The sequence below is a fragment of the Exiguobacterium sp. s48 genome (genome assembly GCF_018617395.1).
Taxonomy (GTDB): domain Bacteria; phylum Bacillota; class Bacilli; order Exiguobacteriales; family Exiguobacteriaceae; genus Exiguobacterium.
The window spans coordinates 247,997-270,276 of the sequence record NZ_JACSKC010000002.1; the positions used below are offsets into that span (position 1 = coordinate 247,997).

A 22,280-nucleotide genomic window follows, 5' to 3' on the forward strand; every position below is an offset into this window, starting at 1 on the left:
CTTCATGGGGGATTAGAACAGATAGAGAGTTTAATAATGGCGAAATGCGGACATATCTAAATGACTCGCTTCTGACTCGTCGACCGCGAGCTCGATGCGTAAATGTTCGTTAAATGGTGAGACTAAGGCACCCATACACGCAACCGGTTCATGGTCGGGGACCGGTGATTTACGTTTCGTTTTGACGAACAAATAATCCGATCGTTTCAACGTCAACAAGAAACGTTCCACAGCATGCGGTTCACGGGTCACGTTTGGCCAAGGTAAATGATTGAATAATAAAAAGACTGCGCCTTCTTTTTCAAGCGCATAGTCCGGTGCGATGCCTTCTCGATTCAACAAATCGATGACAGCGTGCAAAAACTCCCGTTTGATCGTCAATGAAATTTCGTAATACTCACGCATACGGTCCACCCTTTCTGAAAATCACAATACTACCATTCTAAACGTTTCCGACATAAGCGACAATGAAGAAGTTCCTTGACGAAGTATTTTTCCCGGCTTATACTTCATAAGTCCTGCTATACTAGTGATATAAGATGAACGAATTGAGGTGAAACCGACATGATTGAATCCCTTGAATTGAAGGCATGGGTCGTTCTTGCGCGTGCGATGGATGCCATCAGTGATCGTGTAAAAGAAGATTTACGACGCCACCAGCTAAATTCAACAGAGTTCGGTGTTTTATCCGTTCTGTATAAACGAGGCGATACCCCGTTACAACAGATTGGAGACCAGATTTTGATTACAAGCGGTAGCGTGACTTACGTGATTGATAAGTTAGAGAAGCGAGGATTGATTGAACGAATCGCCTGCCCATCTGACCGTCGCGTCACATACGCTTCGTTGACAGACGATGGAAAGGCGCTCATGGACGTCGTCTATCCACAACACATCGAAATCTTCAAAGATATATATGGACCGTTAAGTGAAGATGAGACGGAACAATTAATTTCATTATTGAAACGAGTCGGTTACAACGCAGCGGGCAAATAAAGCCCGTTGCTTTTTTGTTTAATATCTTGAAGTTAAACTAATTGACGATGAGATATACAGATGATATAGTTCTAACTGTTATTGAAAATTAGAGATTACACAAATGGAGGATTTTACGATGACTAAAGTATTATATGTATCGGCTAACCCGAAACCAACTGAACTTTCATACAGCAAACAAGTGGCAGAAACATTCGTTTCGACACTCCAAGCAGAAAACGCATCAATCGAAGTAGAAGCAATCGAACTCTACGATGTCGATGTTCAAGAAATCGATGGGGACGTACTCAGTGCATGGGGCAAATTCGCTTCAGGCGAAGCACTCACTGACGTAGAAGCGAAGAAAGTAGGAACAATGAGCGGCATGCTCGAGAAGTTCATGGAAGCGGACCTTTACGTATTCGCGACACCAATGTGGAACTTCTTCTTCCCAGCACGCATGAAGATGTTCCTCGACAGTGTTCTCATGGCGGGTAAAACGTTCCGTTACACAGAGCAAGGTCCAGTCGGCTTACTTGAAAACAAACAAGCGATCCACATCCAAGGAACAGGTGGAATCTATACAGGAACAGACCTTAACTTTGCAGATGCATACCTTCGCCAAGCGCTTGCGTTTGTCGGTGTATCTGAAGTGACGACGTTAGCGGTTGAAGGGATGAACCAATACCCAGACAAAATCGAAGAAATCGTTGCGGATGCAAAAGCGAAAGCAGAAGCACTTGCGAAAGAAGTTGCAGGCGCTGTAACGGTATAACCTGGAGAGACGAGTCGACCGACTCGTCTTTTTGTATGCAATCATTTTGGGTATGATACAAAGGGAAAGGGGAGTATGCAATGGCAGATCAGTTATCGAGTCGACTACTTGGAGACTGGACGGATATCATCCAAGAGGAGATGAAACAGCCTTACTTTCAACAGTTGAAGCAATTCGTCGACCAAGCGTATGAAGAGACGATCGTTTACCCGACCCGAGAAGATATTTGGAACGCATTTATTTACACGAAATTTAGTGAGGTGAAATGCGTCATTTTAGGGCAAGATCCGTACCACGGACCGAATCAAGCGCATGGACTCAGTTTTTCGGTGCAGGACGGGGTGCGTTTCCCACCGTCTCTCCGAAACATCTTTCAAGAATTAAAAGATGACGTTGGGTGTGATTTACCGAAGAGTGGGAATCTCGAAAAATGGGCGAAACAAGGGGTCCTTCTCTTAAACACAGCATTGACGGTCGAAGCGGGGAAGGCGGGCTCTCACCGCGGAAAAGGGTGGGAGCAGTTCACGGATTCCATCATTGAGCGGCTAGGGAGTCGTGAGGAACCGATTGTATTCATTTTGTGGGGAAATGATGCGAAGAAGAAAATGAAATGGATCGGAGATCAACATAAAGTGCTCACTTCCGTTCATCCGAGTCCGTTATCATCCCATCGAGGCTTCTTCGGCTCAAAGCCATTCTCCCAAGTAAACGATGCATTGAAGGAGTGGGGACAATCTCCGATTGAGTGGTGTCTCTGACAGTCTACGGAAATTCGTAGGCTGTTTTTTGTTGACGCGTCGAAAAACGTTTGGTAAAGTAACTAACAAGACGTCACTTTAGTGCTTAAAAGCATATATGCATAACAGCATAACTGTATAAAAGATAAATAATTAAAGCGAAGAAAGAACCGAAGTAGAGACATCTTCCCTGGCCCAGAGAGCGTGTGGTGCTGCGAACACGCCCAAAAGATGAATCGAATTACAGTTCCCGAGCTCTCATCATTGAGCGGTCCCCCGTTATCGGATTCAAGCGGCTAGAATTTCTCTAGCAACCAGGGTGGTACCGCGGCTTTGTCGTCCCTATCGATTCAATCGATAGGGATTTTTTTGATTTTAAAGGAGGACTTCACATGTTGACACAATCGATTCCAAAACACCTAGCCCCACATATCTCACCGCAGTTCTACAATGAATACACACCAACGGATCACGCCGTTTGGCGTTTCGTGTTGCGGTTGAACTTGCACACGTTAGAAGGGAAGGCGCATCCGTTTTACATCGAAGGATTGAAACGGACGGGAATGGGACCGGACCGATTGCCGAACGTCGAACAGATGACAGACGAGATGCAGGCGGCCGGATGGTCGACAGTCGCAGTGGATGGACTCATCCCCGGTGTTGCCTTTTTTGACTTCCAAGGAAACGGGATGCTGCCGGTCGCAACAGATATCCGGAAAGTCGAGAATATTTTATACAGTCCAGCCCCTGACATCATTCACGAGGCGGCGGGACATGCGCCAATGTTGATGGACCCGACGTTTTCAGCAATCGTCAAACGCTTCGGTCAATTAGGGGCAAAGGCGTTCATGAACCGAGAAGAACATGCCTCGTTCGCCGCATTGAAACGCTTGACGATTGTGAAGGAGAATGCCAATTCGACCGAGCAAGACATCGAGGCGGCGGAGAAAGCCGTACATGAGGCGAAAGCACAAGTGACTGGCTTTTCTGAGGCACAACAGGTCGCGCGTATCTTTTGGTGGACCGTTGAATTCGGATTGATTGGCGACCTAGACAACCCGATGATTTACGGGGCGGGTCTCTTATCATCGGTAGGGGAGAGCCGTCACTGTCTGACGGATGCGGTCATCAAACATCCATTCGACTTAGAACATGCGTTACAGACGAAGCAGGACGTGACGAACATGCAAAAAGAGCTGTTTGTCATTCCTGACTTTGATACACTCTCTTCTGTCTTAGATGAATTAGAAGGAAGAATGGCGATTCGAAAAGGCGGGATTGAATCTGTGGCGAAAGCGTTGGCGTCGGGAAGTCAATCGACGATTCGACTCGAGGATGGATCAGAACGTGTCGGCATCGTTCGCCACATGACGGAGTCGAACGAACATACGCTCATTCAATGGGATGAATGTACCATTGTAAAAAGTGGTCAGTTAACGAAACGAGAGCGTCATGGACTCCTCGTTGTCCATGACACGGAATCTGCGCTAGACCGGGATGACCTCTTTGAGGACGGGCTGACCGTTCGTCAAGCATGTGCATCTGATGCGCTCGAAGACGTGATCGTTCAATTAGAAGGACGGACGATCACACTCGACTCGCTCGAAGTACGGGTCGATTCGCTTCCATCCGTTTTCCCGGGAACCACGGTAGACGAATTAATGATCATTGAAAAACCTGTGATTATCGAACGGGATGAACGTGTATGGACGAACGATGATCCGATGTTCAATCGCATCCATCTCATGCGTGAGCGGGGAGAATCAATCGACGGTCTCATCCCAGAGATCTTAACGAACCACCCTGACGCCTGGTTATTACACATCGAGTGTCTGGAGTTGGTGAAGGATGAAGGACTGAAACAGACATTGATTGAACGTCTTGAAGCGTTGCGTCAGACTTCCCCATCTCGAAATGAACTGATTGGTCGCGCGTTCGACCTATTGCGCTAACGAAAAAGAGGCGACGTTTTCCATAGTAGGAGAACGTCGCCTCTTGTGTATTAGACGGATTGATTTGTCGTTTCACGTAAGAACGTAATCAAACGACGATACGTGGAATTGGCCGCTGGGCGGTCCATTTCGAAGTAATAGTTATGGCCGAGTTCGTGCTCGTTTCGATCATAAAACACAGTCGTCACATCCGTGCGACCAGAGAGTACTGTCGCAAATTCTTTCGCCTGTTCCTCAAAGGAATGGTCATTTCCGTCCGCGATAAACGTCGGGACGAATGTGGCCGGCACATTGACGAGTGGCGATGCTTCTGCAACGACCGGGAGTGTTTCCCAAGTGTATGTGCCGAAGTAAGCCCATCCGATGCGTTTGAACAAGAAGCGGTTCACTGATTTCGATGATTCGAGCCACGATCGTTTCAAGTCGAGTGGAGCGGATAGAAGAATCGCTCCGAGAATAGAGGACTTCGGTACGACTTGTCCCACTTCGGCAGAAGGCGAATAGTCGTCATTCAACTGGATGCCGACAAATTGTGCGGTGAGCTGTCCACCATTCGAATCACCCGCGAAGAAGACGCGGTCCAAATCAAGACGGAAGCGATCGTTGTTCTCCGCGATGAACGAGTACGCTTCTTCGATTTGTTTGAGCGGGGTCGGATACGTCACGTCAGGTGCGAGCGCATAATTGATACTGACGACGTTGTAGCCGTTACTCGCAATCGAAGTGGCGTATTTTAACACATCCGATTTATCCCCACCGACGAATGATCCGCCATGTACCCAAAAGATTGTTGGGACAGGTTTTCGGTCGCCTTCATAGCGAATCAAATCAAACGTTCCGTTATCATAAGAAGACAAGTAGTCGATGTCTTTTCGGACAGACGTCTTTTGAACGACTTCCTCGAATCCCTTCATCTCTACTTCGTTTCCCCCCGCAAACGAAGTTTTGATTAAACGTGTGGCCGGTTTCGGTGAGAGAAATACATAAGCCGCTCCTGCGACCGCTGTTCCAATCAATCCGACTCCAGCTCGTTTCAACCCTTTATTCATCTTCCTTCCTCCCTTTCTACAATCAGAAGCTTATTGCGTGACGAGTACGTCCGTCATGTACGTTTCGATGACATGAGCGATTCCGTCTTCGTTGTTTGATTTTGTGATGAAGTCCGCTTTCCCTTTGACCGTCGTGTTGGCATTTCCCATCGCGACGCCGAGGCCGGCCCATTCAATCATCGTCAAATCGTTGTTTCCATCGCCACAAGCGATGACTTCTTTTTGCGCGATGCCGAGTTGGTCTGCTAGGAAGGCGAGACTCGTTCCTTTTGTGACGCCGGCTTCCGTAAACTCAAGGAAGAACGGTTTTGAGCGGGCGACGGCCAATTTACCAGCCAACTCTTCTTGTAGCTTCGTCTCAATTGGAGCGAGTGTGTCGCCATCGGCAAGCATCAAGCATTTAACGACCGGAGCCGTCACGGCATCTTTAAAATTGTCGACATGAATGACCGGCATGCCTGTCAACTCACCTTCAATATCGGTATATGGGTTCGGGCGATCGGTTACGATTTCGTTACCAACGTACGTATGAATCGCGATTCCTTCCCGTTCACTGATATCATGGAGATGGGCGACTGTATCCGGCTGGAGCGTGCTCGAGAAAATCTCCTCGTTTGTCGCGCAATCGATGACCGAGGCGCCGTTGAACGATAAAATGTAGCTTCCGTATTTCGCAAGTTCTAATTCACGGGCTGCATCCCACATCGCAAACGTTGGTCGTCCGCTCGCGAGAACGACTTTATAGCCGCGCGCCTGTGCATCGAGAAGTGCTTCTTTTGTCTTAGGGGAAATCGTATGGTCGCTCGTGAGGAGCGTATCATCCATATCCAATACAATCATCTTGTAACTCATAGTAGTAGGGGGTCCTCCTTCAGAATCTAATGACTCCATCCTAAACCTTTTTAAGGTCAATTGACAACCTTGTCGCAAAAACGTAACTATAATGTAGAGAAGTGAACTCTAGAAGAGGTGGAAATCGATATGAATCGAATTTTAGTAGCTGAGGATGAACATGCAATTCGCAGCTTTATTATTGTTAATCTAAAACGAGCTGGATTCGACGTGTTTGAGGCGACGAACGGTCGAGAAGCGGTCACCGCATTTGACCGCGAACCGTTCGATGTCGTCTTGTTGGATGTCATGATGCCGGAGATGGACGGATTTGAGGCGTGTGCAGCCATTCGAGATCTTGACGAAAACGTAGGGATCATCATGTTGACGGCACGGACGCTCGAAGAAGATAAAATTGAAGGGCTCGGTAAAGGGGCAGATGACTACATCGCCAAACCGTTCAGCCCAGGTGAATTAGTGGCGCGCATCCAAGCGTTGTTGCGCCGTGTTGAGAAAGTAAAACGAAAAGACTCAAAACGGTTGAAGTCAGGACCGTTCGCCATCGACCTCGCCGCAAAACAAGTGACAAAGTACGGTCAATCAATCGATTTGACACCGACTGAGTACGACTTGATTTGTCATCTCGTTCAAAACGAAGAAATCGTCTTATCACGCGATGCGTTACTCGATGCTGTATGGGGCATCAACTATTTCGGGGACCGAAAAACAGTCGATGTCAACATTCGTCGCTTGCGTCAAAAAATCGAAGATGATCCGAGTCATCCAATCTATATTGAGACGTTGTGGGGTCATGGTTATAAATGGCGGAGACATGAGGCATGAAACAACAGTTAGTCATTCGCATGATGATTGTCGTAACGATCGTCTTGCTCTTGCTCGTCGGAGTCTTGTCTTATGGGACTTACCGATATTATTACGAGTACGAGTCGGAAGCGTTACTAAGTCATGCGACCACGAGTGCATATCTATACCCTCAAGCTCAAGTTGGATTTGAAACGCCGAGTGCCTTTTCCGTCCTCGTTCGGACATTCGGGTATCCCGGGACTGATTTGACGATTGTCGACCGAAGCGGTTCAATTGTTAAAACGACAGGACAGCGAACGAAGCAGTCCTCTTTTTCACAGGAGCAGCTACAGCAGCTTTCACAAGGCGAGTCGGTCGTACAGGATTATGACATCGAGAGTGAGCATTACTTGTCGGTCACGAGTCCCATCATGACGAACGATACGTCCGAGTTTGCCATCAGTTTCACGCGTCCGCTTGAAGACTTAGACACGCTCATTCGCGAAATTTGGATGACGGTCGTCATGATTGGTGTCTTGGTTTGGTTACTCGCCCTGTACACGGTCATCCGAATTGCCGATCGTTTCGTTAGACCGATTCGCAAAATCATTGAGACCGCCGATGAAATGGCTCAGGGCGACTTCGACGTATCCGTTGAGTCGAACGAGAAACATGAGCTCGGGGCATTGGCTCGAACGCTCACCTATTTAGGTGCGAAAGTACAGCAACACCAATCGACGCGGAACGAATTTCTTTCGAGCGTCTCCCATGAACTAAGGACTCCTCTTACATCGATTAAAGGGTGGACGGAGACAATTCGGGGTGGTGACGAAAAACTGTCGGAAGAGACGGAGCTCGGTCTGAGCATCATTCATTCGGAAACAGAGCGCATGATTGGTCTTGTCGAACAACTTCTCGATTACACGAAGATTGAAGAGAGTCGATTGGTTTTGTATCGTCAGGAGCTGGATTTAGTCTCTTTGTTGCGAAAAGTGACACTGCAATTAAAGCAATCGCTTGAAGACAAAGAGATTACACTCATCGAGCGCTATCCTCAAAAATCGGTCGGCTTGTTCGATGAGAATCGATTGAAGCAAGTATTTTTAAATATTTTAGAAAACGCGATTCGTTTCTCACCAGAAGGGGGCACACTGACGATTCGCTTCGTGCAATCGGAACGGGTCGCTTTCATCTCGATCATTGATGAAGGTCCTGGTATCTCTCGGGAGCATTTGCAGCGGATCACCGAGATGTTCTATCAAGCTCATGTGACAGAGGGGAGCAGTGGACTCGGACTCGCCATCTCCAAAGAATTGATTGAAGCGCACGAAGGAAAGCTTGTCATCGAAAGTGAGGTTGGACACGGGACGACCGTGACCGTCTTACTGCCACTCGACCCGAGCGAACTACATTAATAGGATTAGACCTCCCGAATTCAGGCTACATATAGATGTATGTAGAATGAGGGAGGTTTTTATTATGGCGAATCAATCCTTGAAGCCGTTGAAAGGAAGTCCGAACGCTGTCTCGACGCAAACCTCGATTAATGAATTGAGAATGTCTCCGTTACCGTATGCGGGTAGTCGCGACCAATCGATTGAAGCGATTAAAATGGCGATGAATCAGCTCCCGCGGGCTGAACTCGTGAAGGAAACAGACGATGGACTTCATTATGTGGTGACGTCGAAAGTGATGCGATTTAAAGACGACATCGATTTTCTATTTGATGATACGACGCAACAGATTGAATTCCGTTCTGCGTCACGTGTTGGGTATTCCGACTTTGGCGTGAATCGAAAACGGATGGAAGATGTAAGTGAACGATATCGGAGGTTGATTCGATGAAGGATTATCAGTTGATTGTCATCGGTGGCGGTGCCGCCGGGATGACGGTAGCCGCGGGAGCAGCAAATTTAGGGGCGAAAGTCGCGCTTGTTGAAAAGAACAAACATTTAGGCGGGGACTGTCTGCACGTTGGATGTGTTCCGTCAAAAGCATTGATTGCGGCTTCAAAGGAAGCGAATGCGATGATGCGAGCAGCACGTGTCCTCGGAACGGAATTTAACGGTGCCGAACATTATCAAATGTCAAAAGCCCGTGTCGACAAAGCCCGTGCCATCATACAAGACCACGACGGAACAGAACGTTTTGAAAAGATTGGGGTCGACGTCTATATCGGAGAAGCCTCGTTCCAAAGCCCGACTGAATTGAAGGTAGGGAACGATTTATTAATCGGGAAAAAATTCGTCATCTCGACGGGGTCGAAGCCGACCGTACCTCCGATTGATGGACTCGATCAAGTCCCTTACTTAACGAATGAAACCGTATTTGAAGAAGAGACACTTCCGGAAAGCCTGATTGTCATCGGAGCCGGAGCGGTCGGTCTAGAATTGGCTCAGTCCTTTGTTCGACTCGGTTCACAGGTCACCGTACTCGAGGCGCAGGATGACTTCCTACCGAAAGAAGATCGAGATGTCGCAACGTACTTAAAATCTCAACTTGAGATGGCCATGCGGTTGAAAGTCGGCGTCAAGGTCAAACGAGTCGATGAAATCGATGGGCGCATTCGTGTCACGACAGAGGTGAACGGCGAAACGGTCGAATATGAAGCGGACAAGCTGCTCATGGCGACAGGTCGTGTTCCTCGGATTGATGCACTTCGTCTTGACCGGGCGAATGTTCAGGTGACGAAAGGATATATCGATGTTTCGTCGTCATATCGGACGTCCCAATCCCATATCTTTGCGATTGGAGACACGATTAAGACACTCCCGTTCACGCATGCAGCCGGCGAAGAAGGCAAGGCGGTTGTGGCGAACGCGCTCTTTGGATTGTGGAACAAGGTCGACTACAGTAAACTCCCATGGATTACGTTCACGGACCCGGAAGTGTTTCATGTCGGCATGACGGAGGAAGAGGCTCGTGAACAACATGGAGATGAGATCGAGACGTATAAAGCGAACCTATCCGAAGTGGACCGTTTTATTGCGGAGCGACAAGAGGCTGGATTTGTCAAAGTCATTACAAAGAAAAACGGAAAGATTATCGGAGCGCATGCGGTCGGTGAATCGGCAGGCGACTGGATGCAAATCGTCGTCTATGCGATGCAACGTGGTGATAAAATCGGAAAGCTGTCCCGCATGATTTACCCATATCCTTCACGAAGTGAGGCTGTGAAGAAAGTGACAGACCTTTACTGGCGGAAACGGTTGTTCGAAAGTCCACTGACAGAACTTGCGAGACGCTACTTTAAATTGATGCAATAACACAAATCACCCACTCGTTTGAGTGGGTGATTGTTAGTTTGGTAACGTGATGGTTTCAATCATCTTCGGTTCGCCTTCTGATAGGTCGACGAGCGGTTTGATCAACACTTCAACACGTCGGTTCTTTGAACGACCTTCTTCTGTATCATTTGTTGCGATTGGTTTGAACTCACCATAACTTGCGAGTGTGAACTGAGCAGGGTTCAAGGCGTCATTGGCCAATAGGCCGCGCATGAACGCAGTCGCACGTGCCGAACTGAGTTCCCAGTTTGAAGGGAAACGAGCTGTATTGATTGGAATATTATCCGTATGACCCGAGACGACAATTTCTCGCTTACCGGCCTTCTCTAAAATTTTACTGATATTTTGAGCGACGTTTCGAGCATCCGCATCGAGTGTCGCTTCTCCTAAGTTGAAGAGGGCACGGTCTTGTATCGTTAAGACGAGACCACTAGAATTGATGGTCGCTTTAATTTGGCTTTCTAGACCGTTCTTTTTAATGTATTTGTTTACATCTTCTTTTAATTCGTCGAGCTGAGCCAATTCATACGTCCGCGGGTTAGCCGTCGTATTAGTTTTATCCGTTCGACTAATATCACTGTTTGAAGCAGTCGAAGCTTGGAAGACACTGACGCCTCCGGAGAATACTTGGTTGAACGAACGCGACATTTTCTCAAGTTTCGTCTGATCGATATTACTCGATGCAAATAATACGATGAACAATGCGAGGAGGAGCGTCAATAAATCGGCGTATGGAATCAGCCATCCTTCTGGAATGTGTTCTTCATGATCATGCTTCTTTTTGCGCTTCATAGTCAGCTCGCTCCTTTGGAGACAAATACACAGACAGTTTATCTTCTAATGTTTTTGGAGATTCACCACTTTGAATCGATAAAATCCCTTCAATCATCATTTCTTTGATGATGACTTCACTCTTCGAATACTGCTTCAATTTATTCGCGAACGGGAACCAAAGGACGTATCCCGTGAAAATCCCGAATAGTGTCGCGACGAATGCGGCAGAAATCGCGTGTCCAAGCTTTTCAATATCCGATAAATCTTTCAAAGCGGCAATCAATCCGATAACCGCTCCGAGTACCCCAAGTGTCGGGGCGTATGTCCCGGCCTGGGTAAAAATATCGGCGTTCGATTTGTGACGCTGTTCCATGTTTTCGATATCACGGGACATGACTTCAGCAATATATTCGGAAGGTTGGCCGTCGATGACCATCATCATGCCTTGGCGTAGAAACGGCTCTTCGACTTGCTCGAGTGCCGTCTCAAGGGATAATAGACCTTCTTTCCGAGCTTGTGTCGACAAGTCGACGAATTGTGTGAGTAACCCAGACTTACTTGGGAGTTCTTGTTTTTTAAACAAGATTTTAAATAGTTTCGGTACGTTCTGTAGCTGTTCTTTCGAGACCGCAATACTGACCGCTGCGGCTGTCCCGACAAAAATGATAACCATTGCGGCAGGGTTGATCAGCGGTGCAACACCCGCTCCTTTTAATAACATTCCACCGACAAGGGTGAGGAACCCGAGTATGAGTCCGACTAACGTAACGACATCCATGTCTTTGTTTTCCACCTTTCCGAAATAAATCAGGACAAAAAAGCGAGAGACGCTACTCGTCTCCCGCAACATGCGTTCCCGATGATTAAGCGCCATTTTCATCAATCAGCATTTGGATGCTGATATTTCGTTCTTCACGCTCTATATCGGTTAATACGTCGTATTTTTTTAACAATGCGTACAATTGATTCACGACTTCTTGCTCGAGTGACCAATTGAGTAACTCTTCTAGCTGAAAATAAAGGTGAGCGGGCATACATTGTGATTGGCGCTCCAACCTTCGTGAGACATCCTCTATCGAATGATCTACCGTACTAGGGTCCACGGTTTCATTCAACCTCCTCAACATTCTTAAAGTCTATCTCCCATAATACCAAAAAATCGGGGAAAACGTTAGAGATACATTTTCTTGTTGGCATTTATAAAAGCGAGGAGTAACATGAGGCTTAGAATAATAGAAGTGAAGGAGATGTCGTGATGCGGCATAGATTGTCAGCGCGTGAGTTGCGCTTGAAACGAATCGAGGCATTCTATCGAATCATTTTTGAAAAACCCGCCCGTTTCATCGCTGGAGGGTTCTTACTCGCGATTTTCGTAGGAGCCACTCTTTTATATATGCCATTTGCCCAAGAAGAAGCGGTTTCCTGGATTGATTGTTTGTTTATCGCAACCTCCGCAGGAACGGTCACCGGATTGTCTACGGTCGATATCGGGTCATCTTTTAATTTGTTTGGAGAATTGGTCATCGTCGCCCTCATCCAAATCGGGGGTCTCGGTTTTATGACCATTGCCTTGATGCTTCTCAGCGTATTAGGGAAGAAAATCGGATTGAAACAACGAATTCTCTTGCAGGAATCATTGAATTTATCGGGACCCGGCGGAACGGTTCGCCTCGTTCGAAATATTGTATTCACAACAGTCATCGTACAATTTATCGGGATGCTGTTCTTAACATTCGAGTTGTATAGTTCAGAAAACTATTCGTTCGGAACGTCACTTTATTACGGCTTTTTCCATGCGGTTTCGGCCTTCAACAATGCTGGATTCGCTTTGTTCCCGGACAGTCTCATGTCATTTGAACAAAATACAGGGATCGTGGTGACGATTGCAATCATGATCATGATTGGGGGTCTCGGCTTTACGACCATCGCCGATGCCACGGAAGTGAGAGGATGGAAACGTTTGGCTCTCCATTCGAAAATTATGATTTTATCTCTAATGGTCATCAATGGAATCGCCTGGTTCGCGCTTATGATGTTTGAGTGGGTATCGAATGAAGGCGTCCTGTATGGACGATCGCTCGGTGAGGCGCTTCACGTCACATTCTTCCAGGCTGTGACAACACGGACGGCGGGTTTCAATACCATTGATATTTCAATGATGGCTCCGGCCTCGATCGGCTTGATTTTAATTTTGATGTATATCGGGGCAGGTGCGGCCTCAACCGGTTCGGGGATTAAAGTGACGACACTTGCGGTGATTTTCGCAGATATGTGGGCATTCATCGCCGGGAAGAAGGAAACGGTCATCATGGAACGGACGATTGGTCCATTTCAAGTGAAAAAGGCATACGTCGTCGCGATTTCGAGTTTTCTATTTATCCTCACTATTACGACGCTTGTCATTTTGACGAACGGCGATATTCCGGCGACCGCCATTTTGTTTGAAACGGTCTCGGCATTCGGAACGGTTGGGTTATCTTTAGGGATAACGTCTGAACTGAACGATGCGGGGAAAGGGTTGATCATGTTCATGATGTTACTCGGTCGTGTCGGGTCTTTGACGATTCTCTTTACGGTCGCACGACAAGCTGACCGGAAGATTCGTTATCCGAAAGAGAAGATTTTGATTGGATAAAAGTATGTGGTAGGCTGCACTCCTGATCAAAGGAGTGCAGTTTTTTTGTAGAGGTCACATCAACAAGTGGATGGAATCATAGTTAAAGCCCTGACGAATCAGGGCTTTTTGTGTGCAATAAAATAATGGACAATCTCCGGGAGATAGTCTTGCAGGTCCGGACAAACGATGCCCGTTCCGTCGAGCGCACGAATCGTTTGTGTCGTGTCAAAGTGAACGGGATGCTTGAAATACTCAAGTAGTTCATGAGGGACATCAAGTTGTTTCGTGTTCTTCCAGGCTGTGAATGCGGCATCGGCAATAACGTGAGGGACCGTTCCGCGAGGAGCACGTTGAAACATCGTCTCATGCAACATACGATAGACCTCCCGTGCGCCATGTGGGAACGGGTCCGTCAAATGGAACGTTCGTTTCATCCCGGTAGGAGAATGCGCTAAGAAGGCGGTCGCTTCCACTACGTAATCGTACGGGACGAGGTTGACTTCGACGTTCGCCCGCCCGATGTAAGGGAGTGGTTGCATCTGCTGAAGCTGGTGCATCAACTTTAAGACGAAATAGACGCCGTCAAACTTTTTCGTTTCGCCCGTTTGACTATGACCAATCACGATTCCAGGGCGAATGATGGTGATGGGCATCGTGCTCATCTCACGTGAGACGAGTGCCTCTGCTTCATATTTAGTCGCTTCGTAATGATTTTTAAACTGTGCCCGATGCCATAGCTCGTTTTCGTAGACGGTTCCCTGACGACGTCCGGCAATATAGGCTGTACTGAAGTACACATATCGTTTCAATGACTTCGAACGTTTGGCAAAGGCGGTGACATGTTTCGTCCCGAGAATGTTGACACGATATCCGGTGTCATAAGAAACGCTCAAATCATAAGCGGCAGCAAGGTGAAAGACGTAATGTACGTCTCGTTCAATGACAGACCGCATAATCGGGTCGAGAATGACTTCGGGTAACGTGATGTCTGCTTCGACGAGAACAAGTTGATGTGGCGCAAGTGACGTCGCTATGAGCAAGGTATCACGCAGGTCTTCTGCCTCACGTGTTTGATGCGGAAGGTGTAACGCATAAATCGTTCCGATTTGATGCGGTAACGAAGCGAGGTGTTCAATTAATTTACCTGCTAAAAAACCAGGGAATCCAGTAAAGGCATAATTGTTCATGACGTTTCCTCCGCTAAGTCTAATGTGAATGTGAAAGTCGACCCTTTCCCGACAGTCGATTCCACTTCGATGCTTCCACCGTGGGATTCGATGATTTCTTTACAAATTGATAAACCGAGACCGGTCCCACCAATTTTACGCGTGTCTGAATTGTCGACTCGATAGAACTTTGTAAATAATTTTTCGAAGGCATGTTCCGGAATTCCGATTCCAAAGTCACGAATGGATACATGAGCCTGATTATGGTCTTGTCGGACCCTCACTTCGATTTCTTGTCCATTCGGAGAATACTTGATGGCATTCGAAACCAAATTGACGAGTACCTGTTCGATGCGGTCTCGATCGGCAATGAGGTGAAGGTCCTCATCCGCGTCATCAAAATGAATGGCATGGTCATTCGTTTCACGAAAGCGCTCGATTACTTCTAATACAAGTTCGTTCAAAGAGAAGTGATCTTGTTTATACTCCTGATGACCGTCTTCCATACGTTGAATATCCAAGAAGTCGTTGAGCAATGAAGTCAGACGCTGCGCCTCACGTGCCATCGTCTTCAAAAAACGTTCCCGTTTTTCGGGTGTCAAATCTCGAGCGAGCATCAATTCAATGTATCCAGATAAGGAGGAAAGTGGTGTCCGGAGTTCATGTGAGACCGTACTCACTAATTCATTTTTAATTTGATCCATCCGTTCTTCTTCTGTCCGGTTTCGGAAAACGAATAGGAAACCACTATCCATACCGATTTGTCGTTTCGTATCCATGATGGTTCCGTACATTTCATAGTATTCTTCGTCCCGGTCGTTTGGCTGTGGGATTGAGAAGCGCATGGATACCTCTCTAGTCGTTCCATCAAGAAGTTGGTCCATCTTGCGCAACATCTCGCTTCGGTCGCGAGGGCGGAACGTAGAGAGGAGTGGGATACGCTCCTGAATTTTGTTTGGAGCGATGCCCGGTAAGTCCATGAGTCGTCGCGCATGGACGTTCATGAACAATACACTGCCGTTCGATTCGGTCAAGACGAACGCCTCGTTCGATGCCTGTAAGATGGACTGGATGATATCGCGCTGACGGGCAATCGCGTTTTTTTCACGTTCGAGCATGCGTTCTATTTTCTTGCGGTCACTAATGTCACGCATGACTGCTACCCGCAACGTTTGACCTTGATACGTCACTTCTTTTGGATATACTTCCATTTCTAAGAATGTGCCGTCCTCACGCCGTCCAATCACTTCATAAGGGGTTTGAATATGGTTCCGAATGCGACGCAGCACATCGGCCCGGTATCCCTCCGCGATAAATTCAACGGTTTGGCGACCTACCATCTGCTCTGCAGGAATTTTAAAGATGGATTCCGCCGCTTTGTTCGCATCGAGTATCATCCCGTCTTCATGGAAAAGGACGGCTTCGATGACGGATTCAGCAAACATCCGATAGCGTTGTTCCTTATAGCGGAGTTCTCGTTTCAGTTCGATTTCGGGACTCACATCAAATACGAAGAAAAAGAACGCGACGAGTTGCTCTTGCTCGTATACGGGATGCATGAATAATTTACCGATGAAATGTGTCCGATCCTTACATTGGAACTTCCATTCCCGGTCTCCTTTGTCGAGTGCGAGACGCAACATTTGTTCAAACGATAGCAACCGTTCCGTCTCATCTTGATAGGAAGAGCGCTTTTCACTTAACTCTCTCGACTCAAATAGAGCGAACGGTGTCATTTCGTAGAGCACCTCATGAGGAGCGTAGCCAAATAGTTCTGTTGCCCCTTGGTTAAAACGAGTGATCAATAGATTCGCATCTGTCATGATCATCGCCATGTCGAGTTCGGTACGCATCATCGCCTCAAACGCATTGTGTTGTATCGTCACGCGTGTATCGTGTGGCAATGGTTCAATAGAAAGAATATATTGTTTGTCCCACGGGATGGCATGGACACGCATCGTCGGCAGTTCATACATCCAAGGAAGTCCTTGTTCCATCCGACGGGACAATTCCATCGTGATGGGTGACTGATTGACCATATGGAAAAGGTTCGAACGTCTCTGTAGATTCTCTGGGAACTGCTCAAGAAATGGACGATTTGCCTGAACGATTGTTCCATCTTTCTGTATTAACGCAATCCCGTAAGGTAATGCATGTAGTAACTCACTTTGGAGATTGGCATGATTCTCCATGAACAGTCATCCCTCCTTCGTGGTGTCAGACGAGCACATCTTCTATATCATTCGACAGATCCCCCTTTCATTTCCTGCCCTCAAAAAGGTAAAGTGGGAGAGAGGACTCGGAAAGGAAAGATAAGGATGATCGGATTACTTGTTAGTATGATTGGAGCCGTGTGTTTATGGTGGTTCGGGGCACCACTTTGGAGCAGCATCTTGCTTCTTTTCATTGGAATCGTCTGGTTCGTTTGGAAGGTTCGGCTGTCGACGATCGATCGAATCGATCGAATGGATGGTCGAGAATTTGAACTGTTTTTAGAGGAAGTGTTCACAGCGCTCGGGTATAAGGTAGTGGTCACACCGGCATCGCGTGACTTTGGAGCGGACTTGTTACTCGAAACACCGGATGGATGGTCGATTGCGGTACAGGCGAAGCGCTATGAAAAAGTGGTCGGTCTCGAAGCTGTGCAACAAATTGCAGCGGCCGTACCGTATTATGAGGCACATGAGGGATGGGTCGTGACAAACTCAACTTTCACGGACAGTGCCTATGAATTGGCTGCTCCAAATCAAGTTCGTCTGATTGCAAGATTTGAGCTTGAAGAACTCTTAAAAGAAGCGGGATACAAGCGATAAACATCGACAATTTCACAAGTTCGACAGAATCAGAAATGATGTCGAAAAAAAGGGGTTGTCTTTTTCTTAAATCGGTGCAATAATCATCTTCGTCATATGAAATATGTAGTAGTTGAAACGAGATAAATACTACTGAGAGAAACGATTGGGGTTTTCAGTAATACCCGACCGTACACATACAAACAATCACGGTTGGAACGTGCTAGGAGGAAAAAGCGGTGCGCAAATTAATTTATGTAAAAGGTTGCGTCTTTACGCAAGGCGAGGCGACCATTTATGATGAGACAAATGATGCAATCGGATCTGTTCACCGCGACGCGGAAGGCAGTGTTCAAGTGCACAATTTGTCTGGACGACAAATCGCTCACGGGAAATATATCCCGAACTGCCAAAAATGGGTCGTGATGAACCATGATGGACAGGCGATTGGTCAATTGAAAGACAAGTTCTCGTTATTCGGGAAAAAGTGTGAGTACAACGTCTATGAACGCGGACTCTTCACGATTCAATACGATGTGGAACGTCATAAGTTCAGCGTTCGCGACAAAGCAGGCAAATTGGTCGCGGAGCTTCGGAAAGAAGAGGACGATACGTTCTGCTTAACGAAAGAAGCCGATCAGCTATCGATGTTCGAACTTCTTTCAGTCTTAAAGACGTTAACGGTTAAATCGCGGATGCCGCTCGCAGCATCTGTCTCATAACGATGACGAGCACCGGTCAGGAGACCGGTGCTTTTTCATGTACAAAAACCGCTTCATCAAATGAAACGGTTCAGGTAATGTTTTGCCTCGAGTTCAAGCGTTGTGACGCGATGTGCGTAAAGACAGAGCTTCAAGACATGAATGATATTCGGATGTGTGTATTTCGTTTTTTCAAGCGAACGCTTCGCTCGAGTATCGAGAAGGTCGATTGGACTTGTCGATTTTGCATACTCCGCATACAGTCGGTAAAAATCAATCGGAGAGATAAAGTCGTCTTCGTCCCGGTCAGGGTTATTGAAAATTAAAGCCAATAAGGAACTTGTTTCTTCTAATGAAAAAAGGTGTTTCAAGTCATCGAGAAGGTAAATGATGGCGGCTTGATGCAAAGAATACTTCTTACCGATTCGTGGGACCCCGATAATCTTACGGACTTCGCGTTTCGTCCAGTTTTGAATCGTCGTCGCCGAGAGGTGTTCACCTGTTAGTGCATTTGCGAGAGCGACGATTTGATTGATGGAGAGGCCATGCTTTTCAATATGAAACAAGTGGATTTTTCGAAGCTCTTTTGGAAAATGTTCACGCACGTCTTCAGGGAAGAGGGCGAGGGCTCGATCGATTTCTCCGACCTGCATAAAATGAAGGCAATCTGCCAAAGTTTGAATTGAAGTTGCGTCGCGCATACGGCCACCCTTTCTATCGCCAACATCGTACGTTGGCTATACAGTCATTTGACCTCATTCTACCAAATGTTTGAAAAGTAAGCTAGGATGGGCACTGATTAAGGTATAATGACGATATCATATACATTCTGTACATAGAGGTGGTCAAGCAATGAATGAATGGATTAGTTCAATTCTCTCGATCGTGTTCGTCCTTGTCTTTCTCGTAGGTCTTGAACAAGTCGGGAAGCGGCTCGGATGGACAGACGAAACGATTCGGAAAAGTGTACATATCGCAGTCGGACATTGGTCGCTGTTAGCGGTCTGGTTGATGGATACTTGGTACGTCGCGGCAGTGCCGCTCATCTTTTTCACCTTTGCGAATGCGGTCTTATTATATAAAAGTCCGTCGCCTGTGCATCAAACGGAACGCAAATCACTTGGAACTGTCTATTATCCGATTGCGCTACTCATCATTCTGTACTTCTTTTTTGAGTCAGAGCCTATCGCGTTCTTGGCCGGTTCGCTCGTTCTCGCGTGGGGAGACGGAATGGCTGCACTGATTGGACGAAAATACGGAACGGTTACTTATGATCTTTATGGTCAAAAGCGCTCATTCCAAGGGAGCCTCGCTATGTTCCTTAATTCGTACGCAGTCTTATTTTTATTGTTTTTGTGGAATGATGTCGTGATGTGGCAAGTGGTAACTTATGGGTTTATCATTTCCATTATCGCTACGCTAACTGAAGCGATTTCATATCGGGATTGGGATAACTTTACAATTCCCATCATTGTTGCTGTGGCGACATCGCTATTGTTATAAACTAATCGCTAAGTTGTAAGAAAAACGTTGCTTGTCACGTTCATTAATCATTTGTATACTGTGATTCGTACTGAAACGATTCAGTGACGTGCTCGGGATGAATGAAATGTGACCGAGACACTGATTAAATAGAACGTAAAGGATTGAGTGAACGCATGAGCTTTTTACAGCAACTCCAAAATATCATTCCGGCCGAGCGCGTCCTTCAAGACGAGCCGTTGTCGGCACACACGTATACAAAATTAGGCGGTAAAGCAGATTACTTCGTAGCACCACACACATATGAAGAGGTCCAAGCGGTCTTAGAACTGGCGCATCAGGAATCGATGCCATTTATGATTCTTGGGTTCGGATCGAACTTAATTGTTCGAGACGGTGGAATCCGCGGAGTCGTTTTAAATTTGAATGAATTGAATACGATTCGTCGGGATGGTAACCAGATCATCGCACAGGCCGGAGCAGCGATTATCGATGTATCGCGTCAGGCACTCGCTGAAGGGTTGTCCGGTCTTGAATTCGCTTGTGGCATCCCTGGAACAGTCGGTGGCGCCGTCTATATGAATGCCGGTGCTTACGGTGGGGAGACGAAAGACGTCATTGCGTCAGCGACGGTATTGACGCAGGAAGGACAGGTCCTCCACTTATCTAAAGATGAGCTACACCTCGACTACCGAACGAGCCGTGTCTCGAAAGAGGGCTTGATTGTACTTGAAGCGACGTTCGAACTTGAGCCAAAGAACTATGAGTTGATCAAAGAAGTCATGGATGATTTGACGTATAAACGTGAATCGAAGCAACCGCTTGAATACCCTTCATGTGGAAGCGTATTTAAACGTCCTCCTGGCTATTTTGCCGGAAAGTTGATTCAAGACTCAGGTCTACAAGGGAAGCGGATCGGTGGGGCTGAAGTATCGCTTAAACACGCAGGATTCATCGTCAACATTGATGAAGCGACAGCGACAGAATACATTTCGCTCATTCGTCATGTGCAAGCGACTGTCAAAGAGAAGTTCGAAGTGGAGTTAGAACCGGAAGTGAAAATCATCGGGGAAGACATCACGGTAGAGAACGCATAAATAGTAAAGAAAGAAGGAATCGGACGAAGCTGTCGTTCGATTCCTTCTTTATGTAAAAAGGCGACGAGAACGGGCATCTCGTCGCCTTGTGTTTACGCTTGTTTCTGTTTAGCAACTGCCTCATAGGCAGGGACAAACGGATACTCCAAATCACGAGCAACCGCTTCGTATGTGACCGTACCGTTAATCACGTTCAAGCCTTTGAGAAGTGCGTCGTTTTCAAGAAGTGCCGGGAATACACCTTTTTGAGCGCATTCGATGATGTATGGCATCGTTGCGTTCGTGAGACCCATCGTTGATGTGCGTGGTACGGCACCTGGCATGTTGGCAACTGCATAGTGCTGGACACCATAGCGCTCATACGTCGGTGCGTCATGTGTTGTGATATGATCAATCGTCTCACAAATTCCACCTTGGTCGATTGCGACATCGACGATGACAGAGCCTGGTGACATACGCTGAACCATCTCTTCTGTAACAAGCTTCGGCGCTTTCGCTCCTGGAATGAGAACTGCCCCAATTACAAGGTCACTCTCGGCCACTTGTTTCGCGATGTTGTACTTGTTTGAGATTAACGTATTGATTGTGTTTCCAAACAAGTCATCGATTTGGCGTAGGCGAGCCGGGCTGATATCCATCAACGTCACGCTCGCACCAAGACCAATCGCGATACGAGCCGCGTTTGTACCGACGACCCCACCACCGATGACGGTGACGTTCGCACGAGGTACGCCAGGTAAACCAGACATGAGGATTCCTTTGCCGCCGTGTGGTTTTTCGAGAATCTGTGCTCCGATTTGTGCGGCCATACGACCTGCGACTTCACTCATCGGCGTGAGAAGCGGTAACGTCCGATCAACTTCTACTGTCTCATACGCAATCGCTGTAATCCCAGAATCGACGAGTGCTTTTGTTAATTCCGGTTCAGCCGCGAGGTGGAGATACGTGAAGAGCGTCAAATCAGGACGGAAGTATTGATACTCTGATGCCTGTGGCTCTTTTACTTTGAGGGCTAGCTCAACGCCTTCCCAAACCTCTTTCGCCGTTTCAAGAATCGTTGCACCGGCATCAATATATTCCATATTCGTGAAGCCGCTACCGAGACCGGCATTCGTTTCGACGAATACATCATGACCTAGCTCCGTTAACATAAATGCACCCATTGGTGTCAAAGCCACCCGGTTTTCATTGTTTTTAATCTCTTTTAATACCCCGATTTTCATGGAACATTCCCCTTTCAT

The 22,280-nt window shown here is 47.1% G+C and carries 23 protein-coding genes and 1 other annotated feature; of the genes, 13 read left to right on the forward strand and 10 right to left on the reverse strand.

Features of this window, described 5'->3' with window-relative positions:
• Window positions 1-30 precede the first annotated feature (30 nt).
• Window positions 31-405 (reverse strand): hypothetical protein, encoded by a 375-nt coding sequence (locus tag KNO66_RS11635; RefSeq protein ID WP_015880488.1) that lies wholly within the window; start codon window positions 403-405, stop codon window positions 31-33.
• Window positions 406-564: 159 nt separating this feature from the next.
• Between KNO66_RS11635 and KNO66_RS11640 the strand changes: the two genes are divergently transcribed.
• The 4 genes from KNO66_RS11640 (at window position 565) to KNO66_RS11655 (ending at window position 4,439) form a co-directional block, all read left to right on the forward strand.
• Window positions 565-996 (forward strand): MarR family winged helix-turn-helix transcriptional regulator, encoded by a 432-nt coding sequence (locus KNO66_RS11640; protein ID WP_031424396.1) that lies wholly within the window; start codon window positions 565-567, stop codon window positions 994-996.
• A gap of 118 nt (window positions 997-1,114) precedes the next feature.
• A complete protein-coding gene (locus tag KNO66_RS11645) occupies window positions 1,115-1,750 on the forward strand; it encodes an FMN-dependent NADH-azoreductase (protein ID WP_214742632.1) in 636 nt (211 codons plus the stop codon).
• Window positions 1,751-1,830: 80 nt separating this feature from the next.
• Window positions 1,831-2,508, forward strand: a complete 678-nt coding sequence (locus KNO66_RS11650; protein WP_214742633.1) for a uracil-DNA glycosylase — start codon at window positions 1,831-1,833, stop codon at window positions 2,506-2,508.
• Between the two features lie 131 nt (window positions 2,509-2,639).
• Window positions 2,640-2,834: a binding site (T-box leader), on the forward strand.
• 45 nt (window positions 2,835-2,879) lie between these two features.
• Complete coding sequence (locus KNO66_RS11655; protein ID WP_214742634.1) at window positions 2,880-4,439, forward strand: aromatic amino acid hydroxylase; 1,560 nt, start codon at window positions 2,880-2,882, stop codon at window positions 4,437-4,439.
• Window positions 4,440-4,489: 50 nt separating this feature from the next.
• Here KNO66_RS11655 and KNO66_RS11660 read toward each other — a convergent pair whose 3' ends face one another.
• Together KNO66_RS11660 and KNO66_RS11665 are read right to left on the reverse strand one after the other, a co-directional pair.
• Window positions 4,490-5,488 (reverse strand): alpha/beta hydrolase, encoded by a 999-nt coding sequence (locus KNO66_RS11660; RefSeq protein WP_214742635.1) that lies wholly within the window; start codon window positions 5,486-5,488, stop codon window positions 4,490-4,492.
• 30 nt (window positions 5,489-5,518) lie between these two features.
• Window positions 5,519-6,340 (reverse strand): Cof-type HAD-IIB family hydrolase, encoded by an 822-nt coding sequence (locus tag KNO66_RS11665; RefSeq protein WP_214742636.1) that lies wholly within the window; start codon window positions 6,338-6,340, stop codon window positions 5,519-5,521.
• A gap of 129 nt (window positions 6,341-6,469) precedes the next feature.
• Here KNO66_RS11665 and KNO66_RS11670 point away from each other — a divergent pair, with 129 nt between their 5' ends.
• The 4 genes from KNO66_RS11670 (at window position 6,470) to KNO66_RS11685 (ending at window position 10,389) form a co-directional block, all read left to right on the forward strand.
• Entirely contained in the window at window positions 6,470-7,162 is a 693-nt protein-coding gene (locus KNO66_RS11670) for a response regulator transcription factor (protein WP_214742637.1), read from the forward strand.
• Window positions 7,159-8,538: a sensor histidine kinase gene (locus KNO66_RS11675; protein ID WP_214742638.1), complete on the forward strand. Its 1,380-nt coding sequence runs from the start codon at window positions 7,159-7,161 to the stop codon at window positions 8,536-8,538. Before KNO66_RS11670 ends, KNO66_RS11675 begins: the two co-directional genes overlap by 4 nt.
• A gap of 64 nt (window positions 8,539-8,602) precedes the next feature.
• Window positions 8,603-8,968, forward strand: coding sequence for a DUF1499 domain-containing protein (locus tag KNO66_RS11680; protein ID WP_214742639.1), 366 nt, complete (start codon window positions 8,603-8,605; stop codon window positions 8,966-8,968).
• Window positions 8,965-10,389, forward strand: a complete 1,425-nt coding sequence (locus KNO66_RS11685) for a dihydrolipoyl dehydrogenase family protein (protein WP_214742640.1) — start codon at window positions 8,965-8,967, stop codon at window positions 10,387-10,389. The genes KNO66_RS11680 and KNO66_RS11685 overlap by 4 nt, the downstream gene beginning before the upstream one ends.
• Before the next feature lie 33 nt (window positions 10,390-10,422).
• On the opposite strand, the gene KNO66_RS11690 is transcribed toward KNO66_RS11685, so the two are convergent.
• The 3 genes from KNO66_RS11690 to KNO66_RS11700 form a co-directional block, all read right to left on the reverse strand.
• Window positions 10,423-11,202 (reverse strand): flagellar motor protein MotB, encoded by a 780-nt coding sequence (locus KNO66_RS11690; protein ID WP_214742641.1) that lies wholly within the window; start codon window positions 11,200-11,202, stop codon window positions 10,423-10,425.
• The gene (gene motA, locus KNO66_RS11695; protein WP_214742704.1) at window positions 11,180-11,962 is read right to left on the reverse strand and encodes a flagellar motor stator protein MotA; all 783 of its coding nucleotides are present in this window, start codon (window positions 11,960-11,962) and stop codon (window positions 11,180-11,182) included. The genes KNO66_RS11690 and motA overlap by 23 nt, the downstream gene beginning before the upstream one ends.
• Window positions 11,963-12,047: 85 nt before the next feature.
• Window positions 12,048-12,218, reverse strand: coding sequence for a hypothetical protein (locus KNO66_RS11700; RefSeq protein WP_251024965.1), 171 nt, complete (start codon window positions 12,216-12,218; stop codon window positions 12,048-12,050).
• A 221-nt stretch (window positions 12,219-12,439) separates the two neighbouring features.
• Between KNO66_RS11700 and KNO66_RS11705 the strand changes: the two genes are divergently transcribed.
• Window positions 12,440-13,819, forward strand: a complete 1,380-nt coding sequence (locus KNO66_RS11705; protein ID WP_214742642.1) for a TrkH family potassium uptake protein — start codon at window positions 12,440-12,442, stop codon at window positions 13,817-13,819.
• A 98-nt stretch (window positions 13,820-13,917) separates the two neighbouring features.
• Here the strand turns inward: KNO66_RS11705 and KNO66_RS11710 are convergent, their stop codons facing one another.
• Both KNO66_RS11710 and KNO66_RS11715 read right to left on the reverse strand, forming a co-directional pair.
• Complete coding sequence (locus tag KNO66_RS11710) at window positions 13,918-14,988, reverse strand: SDR family oxidoreductase (RefSeq protein ID WP_214742643.1); 1,071 nt, start codon at window positions 14,986-14,988, stop codon at window positions 13,918-13,920.
• Complete coding sequence (locus tag KNO66_RS11715; protein ID WP_214742644.1) at window positions 14,985-17,159, reverse strand: PAS domain-containing sensor histidine kinase; 2,175 nt, start codon at window positions 17,157-17,159, stop codon at window positions 14,985-14,987. Before KNO66_RS11715 ends, KNO66_RS11710 begins: the two co-directional genes overlap by 4 nt.
• A gap of 126 nt (window positions 17,160-17,285) precedes the next feature.
• Here KNO66_RS11715 and KNO66_RS11720 point away from each other — a divergent pair, with 126 nt between their 5' ends.
• Together KNO66_RS11720 and KNO66_RS11725 are read left to right on the forward strand one after the other, a co-directional pair.
• The gene (locus KNO66_RS11720; protein ID WP_214742645.1) at window positions 17,286-17,780 is read left to right on the forward strand and encodes a restriction endonuclease; all 495 of its coding nucleotides are present in this window, start codon (window positions 17,286-17,288) and stop codon (window positions 17,778-17,780) included.
• Window positions 17,781-17,998: 218 nt separating this feature from the next.
• On the forward strand, window positions 17,999-18,481 hold the full coding sequence (locus KNO66_RS11725) for an LURP-one-related family protein (RefSeq protein WP_214742646.1): 483 nt from the start codon (window positions 17,999-18,001) through the stop codon (window positions 18,479-18,481).
• A gap of 56 nt (window positions 18,482-18,537) precedes the next feature.
• On the opposite strand, the gene KNO66_RS11730 is transcribed toward KNO66_RS11725, so the two are convergent.
• Window positions 18,538-19,113 (reverse strand): DUF1836 domain-containing protein, encoded by a 576-nt coding sequence (locus KNO66_RS11730; protein ID WP_251125864.1) that lies wholly within the window; start codon window positions 19,111-19,113, stop codon window positions 18,538-18,540.
• A gap of 199 nt (window positions 19,114-19,312) precedes the next feature.
• On the opposite strand from KNO66_RS11730, the gene KNO66_RS11735 reads away from it, so the two are divergent.
• Window positions 19,313-19,963, forward strand: coding sequence for a diacylglycerol/polyprenol kinase family protein (locus KNO66_RS11735; protein WP_214742648.1), 651 nt, complete (start codon window positions 19,313-19,315; stop codon window positions 19,961-19,963).
• A 155-nt stretch (window positions 19,964-20,118) separates the two neighbouring features.
• Entirely contained in the window at window positions 20,119-21,039 is a 921-nt protein-coding gene (gene murB, locus KNO66_RS11740; RefSeq protein ID WP_214742705.1) for a UDP-N-acetylmuramate dehydrogenase, read from the forward strand.
• A gap of 92 nt (window positions 21,040-21,131) precedes the next feature.
• On the opposite strand, the gene ald is transcribed toward murB, so the two are convergent.
• Entirely contained in the window at window positions 21,132-22,262 is a 1,131-nt protein-coding gene (ald, locus tag KNO66_RS11745; protein ID WP_214742649.1) for an alanine dehydrogenase, read from the reverse strand.
• Window positions 22,263-22,280 lie beyond the last annotated feature (18 nt).

Excerpts from the sequence above, each read along its gene's own strand:
- KNO66_RS11635 (WP_015880488.1), bottom strand. The coding sequence starts at position 405 with ATGCGTGAGTATTACGAAATTTCATTGACGATCAAACGGGAGTTTTTG.
- KNO66_RS11640 (WP_031424396.1), top strand. The coding sequence starts at position 565 with ATGATTGAATCCCTTGAATTGAAGGCATGGGTCGTTCTTGCGCGTGCG.
- KNO66_RS11645 (WP_214742632.1), top strand. The coding sequence starts at position 1,115 with ATGACTAAAGTATTATATGTATCGGCTAACCCGAAACCAACTGAACTT.
- KNO66_RS11650 (WP_214742633.1), top strand. The coding sequence starts at position 1,831 with ATGGCAGATCAGTTATCGAGTCGACTACTTGGAGACTGGACGGATATC.
- KNO66_RS11655 (WP_214742634.1), top strand. The coding sequence starts at position 2,880 with ATGTTGACACAATCGATTCCAAAACACCTAGCCCCACATATCTCACCG.
- KNO66_RS11660 (WP_214742635.1), bottom strand. The coding sequence starts at position 5,488 with ATGAATAAAGGGTTGAAACGAGCTGGAGTCGGATTGATTGGAACAGCG.
- KNO66_RS11665 (WP_214742636.1), bottom strand. The coding sequence starts at position 6,340 with ATGAGTTACAAGATGATTGTATTGGATATGGATGATACGCTCCTCACG.
- KNO66_RS11670 (WP_214742637.1), top strand. The coding sequence starts at position 6,470 with ATGAATCGAATTTTAGTAGCTGAGGATGAACATGCAATTCGCAGCTTT.
- KNO66_RS11675 (WP_214742638.1), top strand. The coding sequence starts at position 7,159 with ATGAAACAACAGTTAGTCATTCGCATGATGATTGTCGTAACGATCGTC.
- KNO66_RS11680 (WP_214742639.1), top strand. The coding sequence starts at position 8,603 with ATGGCGAATCAATCCTTGAAGCCGTTGAAAGGAAGTCCGAACGCTGTC.
- KNO66_RS11685 (WP_214742640.1), top strand. The coding sequence starts at position 8,965 with ATGAAGGATTATCAGTTGATTGTCATCGGTGGCGGTGCCGCCGGGATG.
- KNO66_RS11690 (WP_214742641.1), bottom strand. The coding sequence starts at position 11,202 with ATGAAGCGCAAAAAGAAGCATGATCATGAAGAACACATTCCAGAAGGA.
- motA (WP_214742704.1), bottom strand. The coding sequence starts at position 11,962 with ATGGATGTCGTTACGTTAGTCGGACTCATACTCGGGTTCCTCACCCTT.
- KNO66_RS11700 (WP_251024965.1), bottom strand. The coding sequence starts at position 12,218 with ATGCCCGCTCACCTTTATTTTCAGCTAGAAGAGTTACTCAATTGGTCA.
- KNO66_RS11705 (WP_214742642.1), top strand. The coding sequence starts at position 12,440 with ATGCGGCATAGATTGTCAGCGCGTGAGTTGCGCTTGAAACGAATCGAG.
- KNO66_RS11710 (WP_214742643.1), bottom strand. The coding sequence starts at position 14,988 with ATGAACAATTATGCCTTTACTGGATTCCCTGGTTTTTTAGCAGGTAAA.
- KNO66_RS11715 (WP_214742644.1), bottom strand. The coding sequence starts at position 17,159 with ATGGAGAATCATGCCAATCTCCAAAGTGAGTTACTACATGCATTACCT.
- KNO66_RS11720 (WP_214742645.1), top strand. The coding sequence starts at position 17,286 with ATGATCGGATTACTTGTTAGTATGATTGGAGCCGTGTGTTTATGGTGG.
- KNO66_RS11730 (WP_251125864.1), bottom strand. The coding sequence starts at position 19,113 with ATGCAGGTCGGAGAAATCGATCGAGCCCTCGCCCTCTTCCCTGAAGAC.
- KNO66_RS11735 (WP_214742648.1), top strand. The coding sequence starts at position 19,313 with ATGAATGAATGGATTAGTTCAATTCTCTCGATCGTGTTCGTCCTTGTC.
- murB (WP_214742705.1), top strand. The coding sequence starts at position 20,119 with ATGAGCTTTTTACAGCAACTCCAAAATATCATTCCGGCCGAGCGCGTC.
- ald (WP_214742649.1), bottom strand. The coding sequence starts at position 22,262 with ATGAAAATCGGGGTATTAAAAGAGATTAAAAACAATGAAAACCGGGTG.